The organism is Pseudomonas sp. NPDC089918, assembly GCF_050280605.1.
Classification (GTDB): domain Bacteria; phylum Pseudomonadota; class Gammaproteobacteria; order Pseudomonadales; family Pseudomonadaceae; genus Aquipseudomonas.
This window is the reverse complement of sequence record NZ_JBNNVP010000053.1, coordinates 22,218-38,607: the sequence shown is the minus strand read 5'-3', so window position 1 is coordinate 38,607 and position 16,390 is coordinate 22,218. Positions and strand designations below refer to the sequence as shown.

Here is a 16,390-nt window from a genome sequence, read left to right as displayed (position 1 = left end):
TGAAAAGCGGTGAAAACCGCCTTTCAAACCCACAAAAACGTAAAGGATGTCCCCGGTCTCGATTGTAAAGGATGTATCCGTTTCTACATCGCGAATGCCGCGCCTCGGTTACAGCTCTACCACAACAGCCTGAGAAGCACGGGTCGCTTTAGCCCGTGCAGCCTCGATCGACTCATCACGCGCCAACGCCACCCCCATCCGACGCTGGCCATTGACCTCAGGCTTGCCGAACAGACGCAACGCGGTATCCGGCTCGCTCAGCGCAGCGCCCAAATTGGCGAATGCGGTCTGAGTCGACTGCCCTTCCACCAGAATCACCGCCGAAGCCGAAGGCCCGAACTGACGAATCAATGGAATCGGCAGGCCCAGGATCGCCCGTGCGTGCAGCGCGAACTGCGACAGGTCCTGGGAAATCAGGGTCACCAGACCGGTGTCATGCGGGCGCGGCGAGACTTCGCTGAACCAGACCTGATCACCTTTGATGAACAACTCGACGCCAAACAGACCACGGCCACCCAAGGCTTCGGTCACCGCTTTGGCAACGCGCTCGGATTCAGCCAGAGCAACCGGGCTCATGGCTTGTGGCTGCCAGGATTCCTGATAGTCGCCCTTCTCCTGACGGTGGCCAACCGGCGCACAGAACGTGGTGCCGCCAACGTGACGCACGGTCAGCAGAGTGATTTCGTAGTCGAAATCGATGAAGCCTTCGATGATCACGCGACCTTTACCGGCGCGGCCACCTTCTTGAGCGTAATCCCAGGCTTTCTGCACGTCATCAACGCTGCGCAGCAGGCTCTGGCCTTTGCCCGAGGAACTCATGACCGGTTTGACCACGCATGGGAAACCCAGATCGTCGACGGCCTTGCTGTAGTCCTCGAAGGTGTCGGCGAAGTAGTACGGCGACGTCGGCAGGCCCAGCTCTTCGGCGGCCAGGCGACGGATACCTTCGCGGTTCATGGTCAGCTGCGCGGCGCGAGCGGTCGGGATCACGGTGAAGCCTTCGGACTCCAGCTCTACCAGGGTCGCGGTGGCGATGGCTTCGATTTCCGGCACGATGAAGTCCGGCTTCTCGGCTTCGATCACTGCACGCAGGGCTGCGCCGTCGAGCATGTTGATCACATGGCTGCGATGGGCAACTTGCATGGCCGGCGCATTGGCGTAGCGATCCACGGCAATCACTTCAACGCCCAGGCGTTGCAGCTCGATCACCACTTCCTTACCCAACTCACCACAACCACACAGCAATACGCGGGTCGCGGTTGGCGACAATGGAGTTCCGATACGGGTCATCTCAGGTCCTCAAGAAGCGGATCATCGAGGGATGCGGTGCCTGGCACGCTTCCCATGGGGAGAAAGCGCGGCATTTTACATGAACCTGAGGCTTTGGCTTCAGCTGACGACGGCCTGATTACGCAAGCGCCAGGCCATGATCAGCCACACGACTGTCACACCTGCGAACTTCGAACCCATGGCGGTGAGGATCACGGCCGGAGTGAGCGCATCGATCATGCCGAAGAAGATGAAGGTGTCCAGCGGGATGCTCAGCGCCGAACTTATCCACAGGCGATCATGCAATGGACGCTTGGTGATGCTGAACACCAGCCAGTCGATGCACTCGGACACGGCGAATGCGATCGCGCTGGCCAGTGCGATAGACGGGTCAGAAGTGACATAAGACAGCACCAGCGCCACCAGCATCGCCGCGATCGCGCCGTGGCCGAAACGGGTTTGCACCATGTCCCGCAGCACGAACACCAGACCACCCCAGGCCGACCAGATGATGTCCAGGTGCGGGGCGCTGGAAAAAGCGTAATTGATCAGCACAACGCTGCTGATGTAGGCGATCAGGAAGAGCATGGGGGCGGGAGTACCTGTCGATTTTGGTGCACAGGGTACTTCATCCTCAACGCACAGATCACCTGTGGCGAGGGAGCTTGCTCCCGTTCGGCTGCGCAGCAGTCGTGAAATCAGCAAATGCCATACGCCTGAAAGAATAAAGTCGCAGGTTTAGCGCCGCTTCGCAGCGCAACGGGGGCAAGCCCCCTCGCCACAGAACCGCGTACAACCATCAGGAATCGGATTTGGAGGGCAACATCCAGATCAACCCACTCGACTTCGCCCGCTCATGACACAACCCCAACACCTTGCGCCGCTCTTCGTTGTCCATCCGGCTCCAGCGCGTGATCTCCTCCACCGTGCGCTGACACCCGGTGCAAATGTCATCCTCATCCAGCGCACAAATGTTCACGCACGGCGATGGAACCGGTCGTTCAGTGGTGCTCATTCTTCCTGCTCGACCAGATCGCGGGCGTAACGCTGCGAGTTATGCACATAGTGGGCAGCGCTGGCTTCGAGCATCTTCTTTTGCGGCTCGGTCAACTCGCGCACGACCTTGCCCGGTGAGCCCATGACCAGCGAACCGTCCGGAATTTCCTTGCCCTCCCCGATCAGCGAGTTGGCGCCGATGATGCAGTTCTTGCCGATTTTCGCGCCGTTGAGAATCACCGCATTAATACCGATCAGGCTGTAATCGCCCACCGTGCAGCCGTGAAGCATTGCGTTGTGGCCGATGGTCACGCCGGTGCCAATGGTCAGCGGGTAGCCCATGTCGGTGTGCATCACGGTGCCGTCCTGCACGTTGCTGTTCTTGCCGATCAGGATCAGTTCGTTGTCGCCACGCAACACGGCGTTGAACCAGACGTTGGCGCCCTCTTCCAGTTTGACCTTGCCCACCAGCACGGCATTGGGTGCGACCCAACTCTGCGGATGGGTGTCGACGCGGGCGTCGCCCAGGCGGTATTTCATCTTATTGTCCTCAAAGGCTCAGGCAGCCGCAGACTCATGCCATGCGAACGATGGCTTCAGGTGTTGATAAAACTCTTGGGTGGTTGATGCAGGCTGATTTTCGCGTCATAGAGCAGGTTGATCAACTCGACGATCATGATCGCCGTCAGCCCCCAGATCTTGTATTCGCCATAACGGTAGCTTGGCACGTACCAACTGTGGCCCTGATAGTCGATGCGGTGAGTGTGCTCGCGCGGGTCTTTGCGGAAGAACTCCAGCGGCACGCTGAACACCGCGGCGATCTCGGCGTCGTTGGCCTGGTATTCGACAAAATCCGGAATCACGCCGACATAGGGCGTGACCTTGATGCCGTGCAGGGAGATCAGTGGGCTCAGCGGGCCGATCACTTCAACCAGCCCCGGCGGCAGGCCGATTTCTTCTTCGGCTTCGCGCAGGGCGGTAAAAATCAGGTCAGGGTCTTCGGGGTCGCGTCGACCGCCGGGAAAGGCAACTTCGCCGCCATGGGTCGAAAGCCCGCTGGCGCGAAGGGTTAGCACCAGTTCCGGTTCGTCACTGCGCGTGATGGGCACCAATACCGCGGCTTCGGGGAAACGTCGGTCGGTTTCCAGCGTACGCGGCGTGTGATTGCTTACCCGGTGCAGTAGCTCGTCCAGCATGAGTCTTCTCGATCTGTGCCTTACCCTGCATCATGCACCAATCGCATCGGCCGCCCAAGCCCCGAACAGCCTCATGTCGCGAAACGACAACTTGCCGACCGACACCGCTGCACGCCAAGATAGGCGCAGCATTCAGGAACCCAAGCATGAAATTTTGCAGCCAGTGCGGCAACCCGGTAACCCAGCGCATTCCCGAAGGCGATTCGCGCCTGCGTTTTGTCTGCGACAGCTGTCATACCATCCATTACCAAAACCCCAATATCGTTGCCGGTTGCGTGCCGGTCTGGGGTTCGAAGGTGTTGCTGTGCCGTCGCGCCATCGAGCCACGGCGCGGTTACTGGACCCTGCCCGCCGGGTTCATGGAAAACGGTGAGACCATCGAGCAGGCCGCCATTCGCGAGACCGCCGAAGAAGCTTGTGCCCGCGTGCGCAACCTGAGTATCTATACGCTGATCGACGTGCCACACATCAGCCAGGTGCATGTGTTCTTTCGCGCCGAGCTGGTGGACCTGGATTTTTCCGCGGGGCCCGAGAGCCTGGAAGTGCAACTGTTCGAAGAAGCCGACATTCCTTGGGGCGAACTGGCTTTCCGCACGGTGGGCCGTACCTTAGAATGCTTCTTCGCTGACCGGCGGACCGAGGTCTACCCCGTGCGGTCCGAATCGATCCCGCCGCTCGTCCAGCCTGCCATCATTTAAAGCTGCTACACATAAAAGCACCTATAAAATAAATAGTCGCGACACCTCTTAGGGATATCGTTTCAATGCGCTGGTTGCTTGCTGTTTTTTGCTTATCGTTCGTCGCTGTCGCCCAGGCTTCCTCCACGGAAACGCTGGACGGCAAGGTCATCGAAAAAGTCCTGGTTCTCAAATCTGCCCACCAGTTGCAGTTGATCAATGACGGCAGGCCGATCAAGACCTATCGCATTTCCCTAGGCAAACGCCCCAAGGGGCCAAAGCTGATGGAGGGTGACAAACGCACCCCCGAAGGCTTTTATTGGGTGGACTGGCGCAAGATCAGCGACCGTTTCAACCTGGCGATGCACATCTCCTACCCCAACATCAGCGACGCCGCCCGTGCCCGGCGCGAAGGCGTCGAGCCTGGCGGCATGATCATGATCCACGGCACCCCGGACACCGAAGACAATCCCGAAGACCTGTTCCATACACTGGACTGGACCGACGGCTGCATCGCCATGCGCAACATGGACATGCGCGAGGTTTGGGGTTTGGTGCCGGACGGCACGATGATTGAAATTCGCCCTTAACGGCAACCTTTAAGGCTGGCGAGGAGCTTTTGTGGCGAGGGGGTTGCCTGTGGTGATCTGCCCCCAAAATCAGGATTGATATCCAACTTTTTGGTACAGATCAAAGTGTGGGAGCGGGTTTGCCCGCGAAGAGGCCCGCACAACCAATGAAAATCTCAAAGCCCGCTGACCGTCACAGGTCCAGCGGGCTTTTTTCATTGTGCTACCCCTGCGGGTCCAGATGATCCAACACACGATTCACCGACAACTCCGCCAACGAAATCATCTGCTGAATGCCCAAGGCCAGATTGCACGCCGGCCCAGTGAGGTCGTACGCCAACTCACTGGCCATGACATTCGCCGAAGCCAGGGTTTCACAGGCATGGGCCAGCAGGGTTTCGGAATCTACGTTGGGCGCGACGACGAAAATCGTACTTGGACGCTGGCCGGCTTCGGCCTTCTTCTGGGAAGGTGGCGCCAGATAGTGATCGAGTGCACGGATTGCGGCGTCGTGGAGCTTTTTGGAATTAAGGCAGGCGTAGGGGGAAACGGATTCGTTTTCCATGTTTGTTTCTAAATCTGTTTCTACGTCTGTTTCTACGTCTGTTTCTGGAGGATTTGGGCTGTCTTTGATCATTGTGAAACTCCTAACAAAAAGTTGGAGCTACCAGCATCACTTGCAGATGATGGGTGGCAGCTGTGCGCGGGTCTGCAAGACCGAGTTGTTAGGCCCTCGGCAGACCCGAAGGTCTCCCGCACACAGCCACCATAAATCGATGACCATTGATTTAAGCGCCACGATTATAGGTGCGCTTAAAGGTGTCTAACAAACTATCGGCGGGCTTGCAGTCCCGGTCACTGAATTGGCAGCGACAGCCAAAGGTTAGAGAGTCCACTTCCGACGGACAACCTGAAAAACTTGTGGGAAGGTTCTGATGTTTTTTCTGATCAATAAACATCGTTGCCTGTAAGGCCGTCATCGCGAGCAGGCTCGCTCCCACAGTGGGTTGGCGTACATCCGGGGGGAGATTGGTTGGCTGTGAGGCCGCCTTCGCGGGCAAGCCTCGCTCCTACAATTGAGCCGTGTGCATCTTCGAGAGATTGGTTGGCTGTCAGACCGCCTTCGCGAGCAAGCCCGCACACTCAATCAACAAGAACCTGGTCGGCTCCAAGGCCGCCACGCCCTAAAATCGCAGCCAATAAAAAACCCGCTGAAATCACTTTCAGCGGGTTTCTCATTTTCAGCGGCCAGGAAGATCAGAAATCCTCTAACCGCCATACCTCATAAGCCGGCGTCTCATAGGGATGGCTCTCTTTCAGAGCCACCACCACCGCCCGAATCAACTCATCGCTGACCACCAGCTCAACCTTCCATTCTTCAACCTGCTCGACCTGCCCCGCTTCACCAATAAACGGCTGACTGCCATCCAAAGGTCGAAACTGACCCAACCCGAACACCTGCCACGCGCAGTGATCATAAGCCCCGATCCGCCCGCCACCGGCAGCGAACACAGCACTCTTGACCACCTCGACATGACTGGCCGGAACAAAAAAACTGAGCTTGTACACGGCAATCAGCTCCCCGCTCTTAGTTAACCCAAACGCGAGCGTTACGGAACATACGCATCCAAGGTGCGTCTTCGTTCCAGTCTTCCGAACGCCACGAGTTCTGCACGGCGCGGAACACACGCTCCGGGTGCGGCATCATGATGGTCACGCGCCCGTCGCGGCTGGTCAAACCGGTGATCCCGCGCGGCGAGCCGTTCGGGTTGGCCGGGTAGTTCTCGGTGACCTTACCGTGGTTGTCGACAAAACGCATCGCCACGCAACCCGACAGATCGGCTTCCAGCAACGCTTCTTCGCTGGCGAATTCGGCATGACCTTCACCGTGAGCAATAGCGATCGGCATACGCGAACCGGCCATGCCCTGCAGGAAGATCGAGTTCGACTCCTGGATCTGCACCATGGCAACGCGAGCTTCGAACTGCTCGGAACGGTTACGCACGAAGTGCGGCCAGAACTCGCTGCCCGGGATCAGCTCGTGCAGGTTGGACATCATCTGGCAACCGTTGCACACGCCGAGGGTGAAGCTGTCATTACGTTCGAAGAAGCCCTGGAAGGCATCGCGAGCGCGGCTGTTGAACAGTGCGGACTTGGCCCAGCCTTCGCCGGCGCCCAACACGTCGCCGTAAGAGAAACCGCCGCAAGCCACCAGACCTTTGAACTCGTTCAGGTCGACACGGCCGGCCAGAATGTCGCTCATGTGCACGTCGATCGCGTTGAAACCGGCGCGGTCGAACGCAGCCGCCATTTCCACCTGACCGTTGACGCCCTGCTCACGCAGCACGGCAACCTGTGGGCGGATGCCTTTCTTGATGTAAGGCGCGGCGACGTCCTGGTTGACGTCGTAGCTGAGCTTGACGCTCAGGCCCGGGTTGTCTTCTTCCAGCAGCACGTCGAACTCTTGTTCGGCGCAGTCGGCGTTATCACGCAGACGCTGGATCTGGTAGCTGGTCTCGGCCCACTGACGTTGCAGCAGACGACGCTGACCTTCGAACACGGTGTCGCCGTTGAAGGTGATGCTGATCTCGCCGTTGTTCATCGGCTGACCGATCACCGACACGCAGTCACCCAGGCCAGCTGCGCTGAACTGCGCGAGGATGTCCGGAGTGGCGTCCTGGCGAACCTGGATCACAGCACCCAGTTCTTCGTTGAACAGGATCGCGGCGATGTCGGCGGAGGTTTCTGCCAGACCGTCGAGGTTCAGGCTCAGGCCGCAATGACCGGCGAAGGCCATTTCCACGACGCTGGTCAGCAGACCACCGTCGGAACGGTCGTGATAAGCCAGCAAGTGACCGTCGGCGTTGAGACCCTGGATCACGGCGAAGAAGGCTTTCAGGTCTTCGGCGTCATCGACGTCCGGTGCCTGCTTGCCAAGTTTGCCGTGAACCTGAGCGAGGATCGAAGCGCCCATGCGGTTCTGACCGCGACCGAGGTCGATCAGGATCAGGTCGGTGGTGCCCTTGTCCATGCGCAGTTGCGGGGTCATGGTCTGACGGATGTCAGCCACTGGGGCGAAGCCGGTCACGATCAGCGACATCGGCGACGTCACCGTCTTGTCGACGCCTTCGTCGTTCCAGCGGGTGGCCATGGACATCGAGTCCTTGCCTACCGGAATGGTGATGCCGAGGTCCGGGCACAATTCCATGCCGACCGCTTTCACGGTGTCGTACAGACGCGCGTCTTCACCCGGGTGACCGGCGGCGGACATCCAGTTCGCCGACAGTTTGATGTCGGAGATTTTGGCAATGCGCGACGCCGCGATGTTGGTCAGGGTTTCGCCGATGGCCATGCGACCCGACGCCGGAGCGTCCAGCAGAGCCAGCGGAGTACGCTCGCCCATGGCCATGGCTTCACCGGTGTAGACGTCGAAGCTGGTAGCGGTGACGGCAACGTCAGCCACCGGAACCTGCCACGGGCCGACCATCTGATCACGGGCCACGAGGCCAGTGATGGTACGGTCGCCGATGGTGATCAGGAAGCTTTTGCTGGCCACGGCCGGGTGATGCAGAACGCGCTCGACGCAGTCGGCGATCTCGAGGGTCGACGGATCGAAATCATCGCCCAGCTCGTTTTCGCGAACCGCCGAACGGTGCATGCGCGGGGCTTTGCCCAGCAGCACTTCGAGCGGCATGTCCACCGGGCTGTTGCCGAAGTGGCTGTCGGTCACGGTCAGTTGCGGTTCGGCAGTGGCTTCGCCGACCACGGCAAACGGGCAACGCTCACGTTCGCAGATCGCCTGGAAGCGTTCGAAGTCCGCAGGTCCCACCGCCAGAACGTAGCGTTCCTGGGATTCGTTACTCCAGATTTCGTGCGGGGCCATGCCCGGCTCGTCGTTTGGAATGTTGCGCAGCTCGAAGCGACCGCCACGGTTGCCGTCGTTGACCAGTTCCGGGAAGGCGTTGGACAGACCGCCCGCGCCGACGTCATGGATGAAGCTGATCGGGTTTTTATCACCCAACTGCCAGCAACGGTCGATGACTTCCTGGCAACGACGTTCCATTTCCGGGTTTTCGCGCTGTACCGATGCGAAGTCCAGATCCGCCGAACTGGTGCCGGTGGCCATGGAAGAGGCAGCACCGCCGCCCAGGCCGATGAGCATTGCCGGGCCGCCGAGCACGATCAGCTTGGAGCCAACGGTGATCTCGCCTTTCTGTACGTGTTCGGCACGGATGTTACCCATGCCGCCAGCCAGCATGATCGGCTTGTGGTAACCGCGAACTTCGTCGCCACGCGGGGTGGTGATCGATTGTTCGAAGGTACGGAAATAACCGGTCAGGGCCGGACGACCGAATTCGTTGTTGAACGCGGCGCCACCCAGCGGGCCTTCGATCATGATGTCCAGCGCGGTAACGATGCGCTCAGGCTTGCCGTACGGCACTTCCCATGGCTGTTCGAAACCCGGGATTTGCAGGTTGGACACGGTAAAACCGGTGAGGCCAGCCTTTGGCTTGGCGCCGCGACCGGTTGCACCTTCGTCGCGAATCTCACCGCCGCTACCGGTGGACGCGCCCGGGAACGGGGCAATCGCGGTCGGGTGGTTGTGAGTTTCGACTTTCATCAGGATGTGCACCGGTTCCTGCACCGCGCCGTACTGGCGGGTTTCAGGGTCCGGGAAGAAACGGCCGGCGACGGAGCCAACGATTACCGAGGCGTTGTCCTTATAAGCCGACAGAACACCTTCGCTGTGCATCTGATAGGTGTTCTTGATCATGCCGAACAGGCTTTTTTCCTGGCTCTGACCGTCGATGTCCCAACTGGCGTTGAAGATCTTGTGACGGCAGTGCTCGGAGTTTGCCTGGGCAAACATCATCAGTTCGATGTCGTGCGGGTTGCGCTTCAAGCCAACGAAGGCTGCGACCAGGTAGTCGATCTCGTCTTCGGCCAGGGCCAGGCCTAGCTCGGTGTTGGCTTTTTCCAGCGCGGCGCGGCCGCCACCCAACACGTCGATCGCGGTCAGGGGCTTGGGTTCGGCGTGGCTGAACAGGCCGGCGGCTTGTTCAAGGTTGTCCAATACGATCTGGGTCATGCGGTCATGCAAGGCGTCTGCAATCAGCTGCGCTTCGGCGTCGCTGAACTGGCCGGCGACGTAGAACGCGATACCGCGCTCCAGGCGCTGGACTTTGGTCAGGCCACAGTTGCGAGCGATGTCGCTGGCTTTACTGGACCACGGCGAGATAGTGCCGAAACGTGGCAACACCAGAAACAGACGACCGGTTGGCTCTTGTACTGGAACGCTTGGGCCGTACTTCAGAAGGCGCGCGAGCACCTGCTGTTCGTCGCCGGTCAGGACGCCGGTAACTTCGGCGAAGTGAGCGAATTCAGCATACAAGCCGCTGACAGCCGGAACCTTCTGGCTCAGTTGCTCAAGGAGTTTGCTGTGGCGAAAGGCAGAAAGGGCAGGAGCGCCGCGCAGGATCAACATCTTCGGGACAGCCTCGGGAAGGGGTGTGCTTTGAGGCCGTGCATTCTAGCCTAAACCGCCCGCGACATCACCCGAAACGGTACGCACGGCTGTACCCGAACGTCGGGCCGGGTTTTCGGGCCCTGAACAAGCGTGCGCCGAGGGTTATTTTTTATCTCACAAAATGCTGTTCGGGCCCATTCCTGCGGGCTCCAAGCGGGTTTTAGACTCTCTAGCAGACAAGCCCTTCGCTGTCGAGATATGGCGCTCGTGGTCCTTTGCGTATACTGCGCAGATGTTTTCCCCAACGGCTTTGCGTCCGCGGTACGCCAAATGGCTGATCGCAACCGGACTCTTCCTGGTGCTCGGTGGCTGTGTTGATAAACCCAACACGCTGGAGCGCGTAAAGGAGGATGGCGTGCTGCGGGTGGTTACCCGTAACAGTCCCGCCACCTACTTTCAGGATCGCAACGGTGAAACCGGCTTCGAATACGAGCTGGTGAAGCGCTTTGCCGAGGATCTGGGGGTCGAGCTCAAGATCGAAACTGCCGACAACCTCGACGACCTGTTCAATCAGGTGGGCAAGCCCAATGGCCCGGTGCTGGCTGCTGCCGGCCTGGTCAGCAGCGAAGAACGAAAAAAACAGGTGCGATTTTCCCACTCCTATCTCGAAGTCACTCCACAGATCATCTACCGCAACGGCCAGTCACGGCCGACCGACGCAGGCGATCTGGTCGGCAAGAAGATCATGGTGCTCAAGGGCAGCACCCACGCCGAGCAATTGGCAGAGCTGAAAAAGAAATATCCCGGCATTGAATACGAAGAATCCGACGCGGTTGAAGTCGTCGACTTGCTGCGCATGGTCGACGAAGCCCAGATCGATCTGACCCTGGTCGATTCCAACGAAGTCGCGATGAACCAGGTGTACTTCCCCAACGTGCGGGTCGCCTTCGATCTCGGTGACGCCAGCAATCAGAGCTGGGCCGTGGCCGCCGGCGAAGACAACAGCCTGCTCAACGAGATCAACGCCTACCTCGACAAAGTGAAGAAAAACGGCACCCTGCAACGCCTCAAGGATCGCTATTACGGGCACGTCGATGTACTCGGTTACATGGGCGCCTATACCTTCGCCCAGCATCTGCAGCAGCGGCTGCCCAAATACGAACAGCATTTCAAGACGTACGCCAAGAAAGAGAAAGTCGACTGGCGCCTGCTGGCGGCGATCGGTTATCAGGAATCGCTGTGGCAAGCGGCGGTCACGTCCAAGACCGGCGTGCGCGGATTGATGATGCTGACCCAGAACACGGCGCAAGCCATGGGCGTGTCCAATCGACTCGATCCCAAGCAGAGCATCATGGGTGGGGCAAAGTACCTGGCCTATATGAAAGAGCAACTGGATGAGTCGATCCAGGAGCCGGATCGTACGTGGTTCGCGCTCGCAGCCTACAACGTTGGCAGCGGTCACCTGGATGACGCGCGCAAACTGGCGGCCAAGGCAGGGTTGAACCCGGACAAGTGGCTGGACGTGAAGAAAATCCTGCCGCGCCTGTCGCAGAAACAGTGGTACAGCAAGACTCGTTACGGCTACGCCCGGGGCGGCGAGCCGGTGCATTTCGTGGCGAACATCCGTCGTTACTACGACATCCTGACGTGGGTCACGCAGCCGCAGCTGGAAGGCAATCAGGTCGCTGAAGGCAACCTGCATGTGCCGGGGGTCGACAAGACCAAGCCGAGCCAGGAAACCCCACCGCTTTAAATCTTCGCAGCCTTCAAAGACGCCATCGCGGGCAAGCCACGCTCCCACAGATCCGCGTCGAATATTCAACTGTCGTTCAACTCGGACCTGTGGGAGCGTGGCTTGCCCGCGATGGCAGCGCCGCCGATCTAACCTTTTATCGCAGCGGCCAGAATCAACGCCTTCATCTCCGAAACAGCCGACTTGAACCCGACGAACAACGCATGGGCTACCAGCGCATGGCCGATGTTCAGTTCATTGATGCCCTTGATCGCCGCAACAGCCTCGACGTTGTGATAGTGCAGACCGTGACCGGCGTTGACGATCAGCCCCTGGGCCAGACCAAATGCCACGCCATCGGCCACGCGCTTGAGCTCTTCAGCGACTTCGGTCGGCGTCTCGGCGTCCGCATAACGCCCGGTGTGCAATTCAATGGCCGGTGCACCAACACGGCGGGATGCTTCGATCTGCCGCTCGTCCGCGTCGATGAACAGCGATACTTCACAGCCGATCTTCGCCAGGCGATCCACCGCAGCCTTGATCCGCGCCTCCTGCCCTGCCACGTCCAGACCGCCTTCGGTGGTCAGCTCCTGACGGGTTTCCGGGACCAGGCAAATGTGCGCCGGGCGGATGCGTTCGGCGAACGACATCATTTCTTCGGTGACGCCCATTTCGAAATTCATGCGGGTTTGCAGCACGTCCTTGAGCAGCAACACGTCGCGCTCCTGAATATGCCGACGGTCTTCGCGCAAATGCACGGTGATGCCGTCAGCGCCCGCCTCTTCCGCGTCCAGCGCTGCCTTGACTGGATCCGGGTAGCGAGTACCCCGGGCCTGACGCAGGGTGGCAACGTGGTCGATGTTCACGCCAAGAAGAATGCGATTGCTGGTGGTCACGGAAGCGCTCCTGAAAACAAGGGAAAGTTCGGTGCACAGCATACACGGGGAGCCTGGGTCTGTTGACGCAAGCATCAACAGTTCCTATGGCTTGCGAAACTATGGCTTACGAAACAACTCGCGACTGACTAGAGGACGACCGCCCAGATGAACGGCCAGCGCCTGACGCATCAAGCGCTTGGCAGCGGACAGCGCTCCGGGCGCGGACCAGTCGGCATCGGCCATGGCCAGCAATTCAGTGCCGTTGAACAGACCCGGTTGCAGCAGATAGACCCGTTCCAGGCCTGCATCCACTTGTAAGCGGTAGAGGCCATCCGGCGCGATGGGGTCGCCATGGATATCAGTGTTCAAGGCGAAACCGTAACCGAGGTCGTCGAGCAAACGCCATTCGAAGGAGCGCAGCAATGGCTCCAATGGACGGCCTTCGGCCAGGGCGAGCAAGGTCGCGGCGTAGTGATCGAAGACTGCGGGATGGGGGTCTTCGGCGGGCAGCAGACGGATCAGCAACTCGTTGAGGTAGAGACCGCTGAACAGCGCCTCGCCGTTGAGCCAGGTGGAAACACCGGCGCTTTCCATGCGACCGACGTTTTTCAATTCACCCCGCCCACGGAATTCGACTTCCAGCGGCACAAACGGTCGCGCCAGGGTTCCAGCCTTGCCCCGCGCGCTGCGCAACACCGCCCGTAGCCGACCTTGCGGCGTAAGGAAATCCACCAGCGCACTGCTTTCGCGGTAGGCGCGGGAGTGGAGGACGTACGCGGGTTGGCCGGTTGGCGCGGTGTTCGACATGGAAATCGCAGTTCTCAATGAAGGAGCGCAGTTTTACAAACAACCCAAAACCAATGTGGGAGCGGGCTTGCCCGCGATGGCGGACTTACATTCAACATCTCTGCTGAATGTTACATCCTCATCGCGGGCAAGCCCGCTCCCACAGGGTTCTACGGTGCAGCGCAGACCGGGTTTACAGATCGCCGTAACCCAGCGAACGCAACGCACGTTCGTCATCGGACCAGCCGCCCTTAACCTTGACCCACAGGTTGAGCATGATCTTGGAGTCGAACAGCAGCTCCATGTCCTTGCGCGCCTCGGTGCCGATGCGCTTGATGCGCTCGCCCTTGTCGCCAATGATGATTTTCTTCTGGCCGTCACGTTCGACGAGGATCAACGCATGGATGTGCAGGGTTTTGCCCTGCTGCTTGAACTCTTCGATTTCCACGGTGATCTGGTACGGCAGCTCGGCGCCCAACTGGCGCATGATTTTCTCGCGCACCAGTTCGGCGGCAAGGAAGCGGCTGCTGCGGTCAGTGATCTGATCTTCCGGGAAGAAGTGATCGTTTTCCGGCAGGTGCTCGGCGATCACTCGTTCCAGCGCGTCCAGGTTGTGCCCGTGCTGGGCCGAGATCGGCATGATCTGCGCGTTCGGCAGCTGTTCCTGCAACCAGCTCAGGTGCGGCATCAGCTCGGATTTGTCTTCGATACGGTCGGTCTTGTTCAGCGCCACGATCAGCGGGCCGGTCACGTATTGAACGCGCTCGAGGACCATCTGGTCTTCGTCGGTCCACTTGGTGCGGTCAACCACGAAGATCACCACGTCGACGTCTTTCAACGCCGCCGAAGCGGTCTTGTTCATGTAGCGGTTCAGGGCCTTTTCGCCGCCCTTGTGCATGCCCGGGGTGTCGACGTAGATCGCCTGAACGGCGCCTTCGGTCTTGATGCCGAGCATGTTGTGACGGGTGGTCTGCGGCTTGCGCGAGGTAATCGCCAGCTTCTGACCCAGAATGTGGTTCAGCAGCGTGGACTTGCCCACGTTGGGACGGCCGACGATGGCAACATAGCCACAGCGAGTTGCGATTGAATCAGTCATTGCCATTCTCCACACCCAGGGCAATCAGTGCTGCGGCGGCCGCTACCTGTTCGGCAATACGACGACTCACACCCTGACCTCGGCTTTTTTCATTCAGTAAGATGATTTCACATTCGACGAAGAACGTCCGGCAATGCGGCTCACCCTGGATATCCACCACTTCGTAACGCGGCAGCTCACAACCACGGGACTGCAGGAATTCCTGCAGACGGGTTTTCGGATCTTTGTTGGTGTCGACCAGCGTCAAGCCTTCGAACTCTCCGGCCAGCCAGGCCAGCACGCGCTCGCGCGCCATGTCCATGCCGGCGTCCAGGTAGATCGCACCAATCAGCGCTTCCAGGGCATCGGCCAGAATCGATTCGCGACGGAAACCACCGCTTTTCAATTCACCGGAGCCCAGGCGCAGATATTCGCCCAGATCGAAACCACGGGCCAGTACGGCCAGGGTTTCACCTTTCACCAAGCGGGCGCGCAAACGCGACAACTGGCCTTCGCGGGCCAGCGGGAAGCGATCGAACAGCGCCTCGCCAGCGACGAAGTTGAGGATGGCATCACCGAGGAACTCCAGGCGTTCATTGTTGCGCCCGGCAAAGCTGCGGTGAGTCAGGGCCAGGACCATCAGTTCCTGGTCTTTGAAGGTGTAGCCGAGCTGACGCTCTAGACGGCTTAAGGAGACGCTCACGGTTTACCCACGCTGAGTTCGTGGCTGGATTCCACCGCCATCGCCGTGGTGCGGCGCAGGCTTGGGACAATTAACGCTGTGTTCAAAAATAACGTCCTGAATATCGTTGTTTTCATGCTTCTGTCGCCGATTATGCCGACTCCAGAAATGCATTCGGCGCTGTGTTCAACAGCGCCGTGTGTGATTACTTGATCAGGCCAACCCGCGAGAAATTCGGCAGGTGACTGAGTTTGGGTTCCGGCCAGCTCATCCAGACTGCGAAGGCCTTGCCGACGATATTCTTGTCGGGAACCATGCCCAGCAGATTCTTGGGAATACTCGGATCATCCCAGTAGCGACTGTCGTTCGAGTTGTCGCGGTTGTCGCCCATCATGAAGTAGTGCCCGGCAGGCACGGTCCACGAACGATCCGGCGCTGCGCGATAGCGGCTCATTTCCTTGCGGATAAGGTGTTCGGCAATGCCGAGTTTTTCCTTGTAGAGCTCGGCGCTGCCCAACGTGCCCGGCTCGGAGCCGACCAGTTGTTCGGCAATCGACTCACCGTTGACGAACAGACGCTTGTCCGCGGTGTAGCGAATCTGGTCACCCGGCAGGCCTACCACACGCTTGATGTAATTGACGTTCGGGTCGCTCGGGTAGCGGAACACCATCACATCACCGCGCTGCGGATCACCGACTTCGATGACTTTCTTGTCGATCACCGGCAGGCGGATCCCGTAAGAAAACTTGTTCACCAGAATGAAGTCGCCGACGTCCAGGGTCGGTTTCATCGAGCCGGAAGGAATCTGGAACGGTTCCACCAGGAACGAACGCAGCACCAGTACGATGAACAACACCGGGAAGAACGACTTGCCGTATTCGACCAGCAGCGGCTCTTTGTTCAGTTTCTCGACCACCACCATGTCAGCCTGGCTGACGCTACCCTGATAAGAGTTAATGGCAGCCCGGCGCCGTGGCGCCAGGAACAGCAGATCGAGCAACGCCAACAGGCCGCAGACGAACACGGCGATGACCAGCAACAGCGGGAAATTTAGTGACATAGG

16 protein-coding genes are annotated in these 16,390 nt (G+C 59.4%); 3 read left to right on the top strand and 13 right to left on the bottom strand.

From position 1 onward, the window contains the following. Positions 1 to 108: 108 nt before the first annotated feature. From purT to ACQKPC_RS26790, 5 genes are all read right to left on the bottom strand, one after another. Positions 109 to 1,290: a formate-dependent phosphoribosylglycinamide formyltransferase gene (gene purT, locus ACQKPC_RS26810; protein ID WP_123358219.1), complete on the bottom strand. Its 1,182-nt coding sequence runs from the start codon at positions 1,288 to 1,290 to the stop codon at positions 109 to 111. A 99-nt stretch (positions 1,291 to 1,389) separates the two neighbouring features. Continuing rightward, entirely contained in the window at positions 1,390 to 1,857 is a 468-nt protein-coding gene (locus tag ACQKPC_RS26805) for a preQ0 transporter (RefSeq protein WP_427627540.1), read from the bottom strand. Positions 1,858 to 2,068: 211 nt separating this feature from the next. Continuing rightward, positions 2,069 to 2,284, bottom strand: coding sequence for a DUF1289 domain-containing protein (locus ACQKPC_RS26800; RefSeq protein WP_063341457.1), 216 nt, complete (start codon positions 2,282 to 2,284; stop codon positions 2,069 to 2,071). Next, the gene (locus tag ACQKPC_RS26795; RefSeq protein ID WP_003221962.1) at positions 2,281 to 2,805 is read right to left on the bottom strand and encodes a gamma carbonic anhydrase family protein; all 525 of its coding nucleotides are present in this window, start codon (positions 2,803 to 2,805) and stop codon (positions 2,281 to 2,283) included. The genes ACQKPC_RS26800 and ACQKPC_RS26795 overlap by 4 nt, the downstream gene beginning before the upstream one ends. Positions 2,806 to 2,861: 56 nt before the next feature. Beyond that, positions 2,862 to 3,461: a CoA pyrophosphatase gene (locus ACQKPC_RS26790; RefSeq protein ID WP_007897550.1), complete on the bottom strand. Its 600-nt coding sequence runs from the start codon at positions 3,459 to 3,461 to the stop codon at positions 2,862 to 2,864. Positions 3,462 to 3,607: 146 nt separating this feature from the next. Between ACQKPC_RS26790 and ACQKPC_RS26785 the strand changes: the two genes are divergently transcribed. Further along, positions 3,608 to 4,159 carry an NUDIX hydrolase gene (locus tag ACQKPC_RS26785; protein ID WP_008071014.1) on the top strand — a complete coding sequence of 184 codons (552 nt, stop codon included), beginning with the start codon at positions 3,608 to 3,610 and terminating at the stop codon, positions 4,157 to 4,159. Between the two features lie 65 nt (positions 4,160 to 4,224). Next, positions 4,225 to 4,728, top strand: a complete 504-nt coding sequence (locus ACQKPC_RS26780; RefSeq protein WP_427627536.1) for a L,D-transpeptidase family protein — start codon at positions 4,225 to 4,227, stop codon at positions 4,726 to 4,728. Between the two features lie 202 nt (positions 4,729 to 4,930). Here ACQKPC_RS26780 and ACQKPC_RS26775 read toward each other — a convergent pair whose 3' ends face one another. The 3 genes from ACQKPC_RS26775 to purL form a co-directional block, all read right to left on the bottom strand. Next, positions 4,931 to 5,344 carry a DUF6124 family protein gene (locus ACQKPC_RS26775; protein WP_427627534.1) on the bottom strand — a complete coding sequence of 138 codons (414 nt, stop codon included), beginning with the start codon at positions 5,342 to 5,344 and terminating at the stop codon, positions 4,931 to 4,933. A gap of 620 nt (positions 5,345 to 5,964) precedes the next feature. Continuing rightward, positions 5,965 to 6,276 carry a YqfO family protein gene (locus ACQKPC_RS26770; RefSeq protein ID WP_038981681.1) on the bottom strand — a complete coding sequence of 104 codons (312 nt, stop codon included), beginning with the start codon at positions 6,274 to 6,276 and terminating at the stop codon, positions 5,965 to 5,967. Positions 6,277 to 6,295: 19 nt separating this feature from the next. Beyond that, complete coding sequence (gene purL / locus ACQKPC_RS26765) at positions 6,296 to 10,192, bottom strand: phosphoribosylformylglycinamidine synthase (protein ID WP_427627532.1); 3,897 nt, start codon at positions 10,190 to 10,192, stop codon at positions 6,296 to 6,298. 274 nt (positions 10,193 to 10,466) lie between these two features. On the opposite strand from purL, the gene mltF reads away from it, so the two are divergent. Further along, positions 10,467 to 11,927, top strand: coding sequence for a membrane-bound lytic murein transglycosylase MltF (gene mltF, locus ACQKPC_RS26760; RefSeq protein ID WP_427627530.1), 1,461 nt, complete (start codon positions 10,467 to 10,469; stop codon positions 11,925 to 11,927). A gap of 128 nt (positions 11,928 to 12,055) precedes the next feature. On the opposite strand, the gene pdxJ is transcribed toward mltF, so the two are convergent. The 5 genes from pdxJ to lepB form a co-directional block, all read right to left on the bottom strand. Further along, on the bottom strand, positions 12,056 to 12,802 hold the full coding sequence (gene pdxJ / locus ACQKPC_RS26755) for a pyridoxine 5'-phosphate synthase (protein WP_427627528.1): 747 nt from the start codon (positions 12,800 to 12,802) through the stop codon (positions 12,056 to 12,058). A 99-nt stretch (positions 12,803 to 12,901) separates the two neighbouring features. Beyond that, positions 12,902 to 13,591, bottom strand: a complete 690-nt coding sequence (recO, locus tag ACQKPC_RS26750) for a DNA repair protein RecO (protein WP_427627526.1) — start codon at positions 13,589 to 13,591, stop codon at positions 12,902 to 12,904. Positions 13,592 to 13,763: 172 nt separating this feature from the next. Further along, positions 13,764 to 14,666, bottom strand: a complete 903-nt coding sequence (gene era / locus ACQKPC_RS26745; protein ID WP_427627524.1) for a GTPase Era — start codon at positions 14,664 to 14,666, stop codon at positions 13,764 to 13,766. Further along, entirely contained in the window at positions 14,659 to 15,348 is a 690-nt protein-coding gene (rnc, locus tag ACQKPC_RS26740) for a ribonuclease III (protein ID WP_007905528.1), read from the bottom strand. The genes era and rnc overlap by 8 nt, the downstream gene beginning before the upstream one ends. A gap of 184 nt (positions 15,349 to 15,532) precedes the next feature. Beyond that, the gene (lepB, locus tag ACQKPC_RS26735; RefSeq protein WP_008073129.1) at positions 15,533 to 16,387 is read right to left on the bottom strand and encodes a signal peptidase I; all 855 of its coding nucleotides are present in this window, start codon (positions 16,385 to 16,387) and stop codon (positions 15,533 to 15,535) included. Positions 16,388 to 16,390: the final 3 nt, after the last annotated feature.

Bases quoted from the DNA above. Each gene is read 5' to 3' on its own strand.
- ACQKPC_RS26805 (WP_427627540.1), bottom strand. From the start codon at position 1,857: ATGCTCTTCCTGATCGCCTACATCAGCAGCGTTGTGCTGATCAATTAC.
- era (WP_427627524.1), bottom strand. From the start codon at position 14,666: ATGACTGATTCAATCGCAACTCGCTGTGGCTATGTTGCCATCGTCGGC.
- ACQKPC_RS26775 (WP_427627534.1), bottom strand. From the start codon at position 5,344: ATGATCAAAGACAGCCCAAATCCTCCAGAAACAGACGTAGAAACAGAC.
- lepB (WP_008073129.1), bottom strand. From the start codon at position 16,387: ATGTCACTAAATTTCCCGCTGTTGCTGGTCATCGCCGTGTTCGTCTGC.
- purT (WP_123358219.1), bottom strand. From the start codon at position 1,290: ATGACCCGTATCGGAACTCCATTGTCGCCAACCGCGACCCGCGTATTG.
- mltF (WP_427627530.1), top strand. From the start codon at position 10,467: ATGTTTTCCCCAACGGCTTTGCGTCCGCGGTACGCCAAATGGCTGATC.
- ACQKPC_RS26785 (WP_008071014.1), top strand. From the start codon at position 3,608: ATGAAATTTTGCAGCCAGTGCGGCAACCCGGTAACCCAGCGCATTCCC.
- purL (WP_427627532.1), bottom strand. From the start codon at position 10,192: ATGTTGATCCTGCGCGGCGCTCCTGCCCTTTCTGCCTTTCGCCACAGC.
- recO (WP_427627526.1), bottom strand. From the start codon at position 13,591: ATGTCGAACACCGCGCCAACCGGCCAACCCGCGTACGTCCTCCACTCC.
- ACQKPC_RS26795 (WP_003221962.1), bottom strand. From the start codon at position 2,805: ATGAAATACCGCCTGGGCGACGCCCGCGTCGACACCCATCCGCAGAGT.
- ACQKPC_RS26780 (WP_427627536.1), top strand. From the start codon at position 4,225: ATGCGCTGGTTGCTTGCTGTTTTTTGCTTATCGTTCGTCGCTGTCGCC.
- ACQKPC_RS26800 (WP_063341457.1), bottom strand. From the start codon at position 2,284: ATGAGCACCACTGAACGACCGGTTCCATCGCCGTGCGTGAACATTTGT.
- ACQKPC_RS26790 (WP_007897550.1), bottom strand. From the start codon at position 3,461: ATGCTGGACGAGCTACTGCACCGGGTAAGCAATCACACGCCGCGTACG.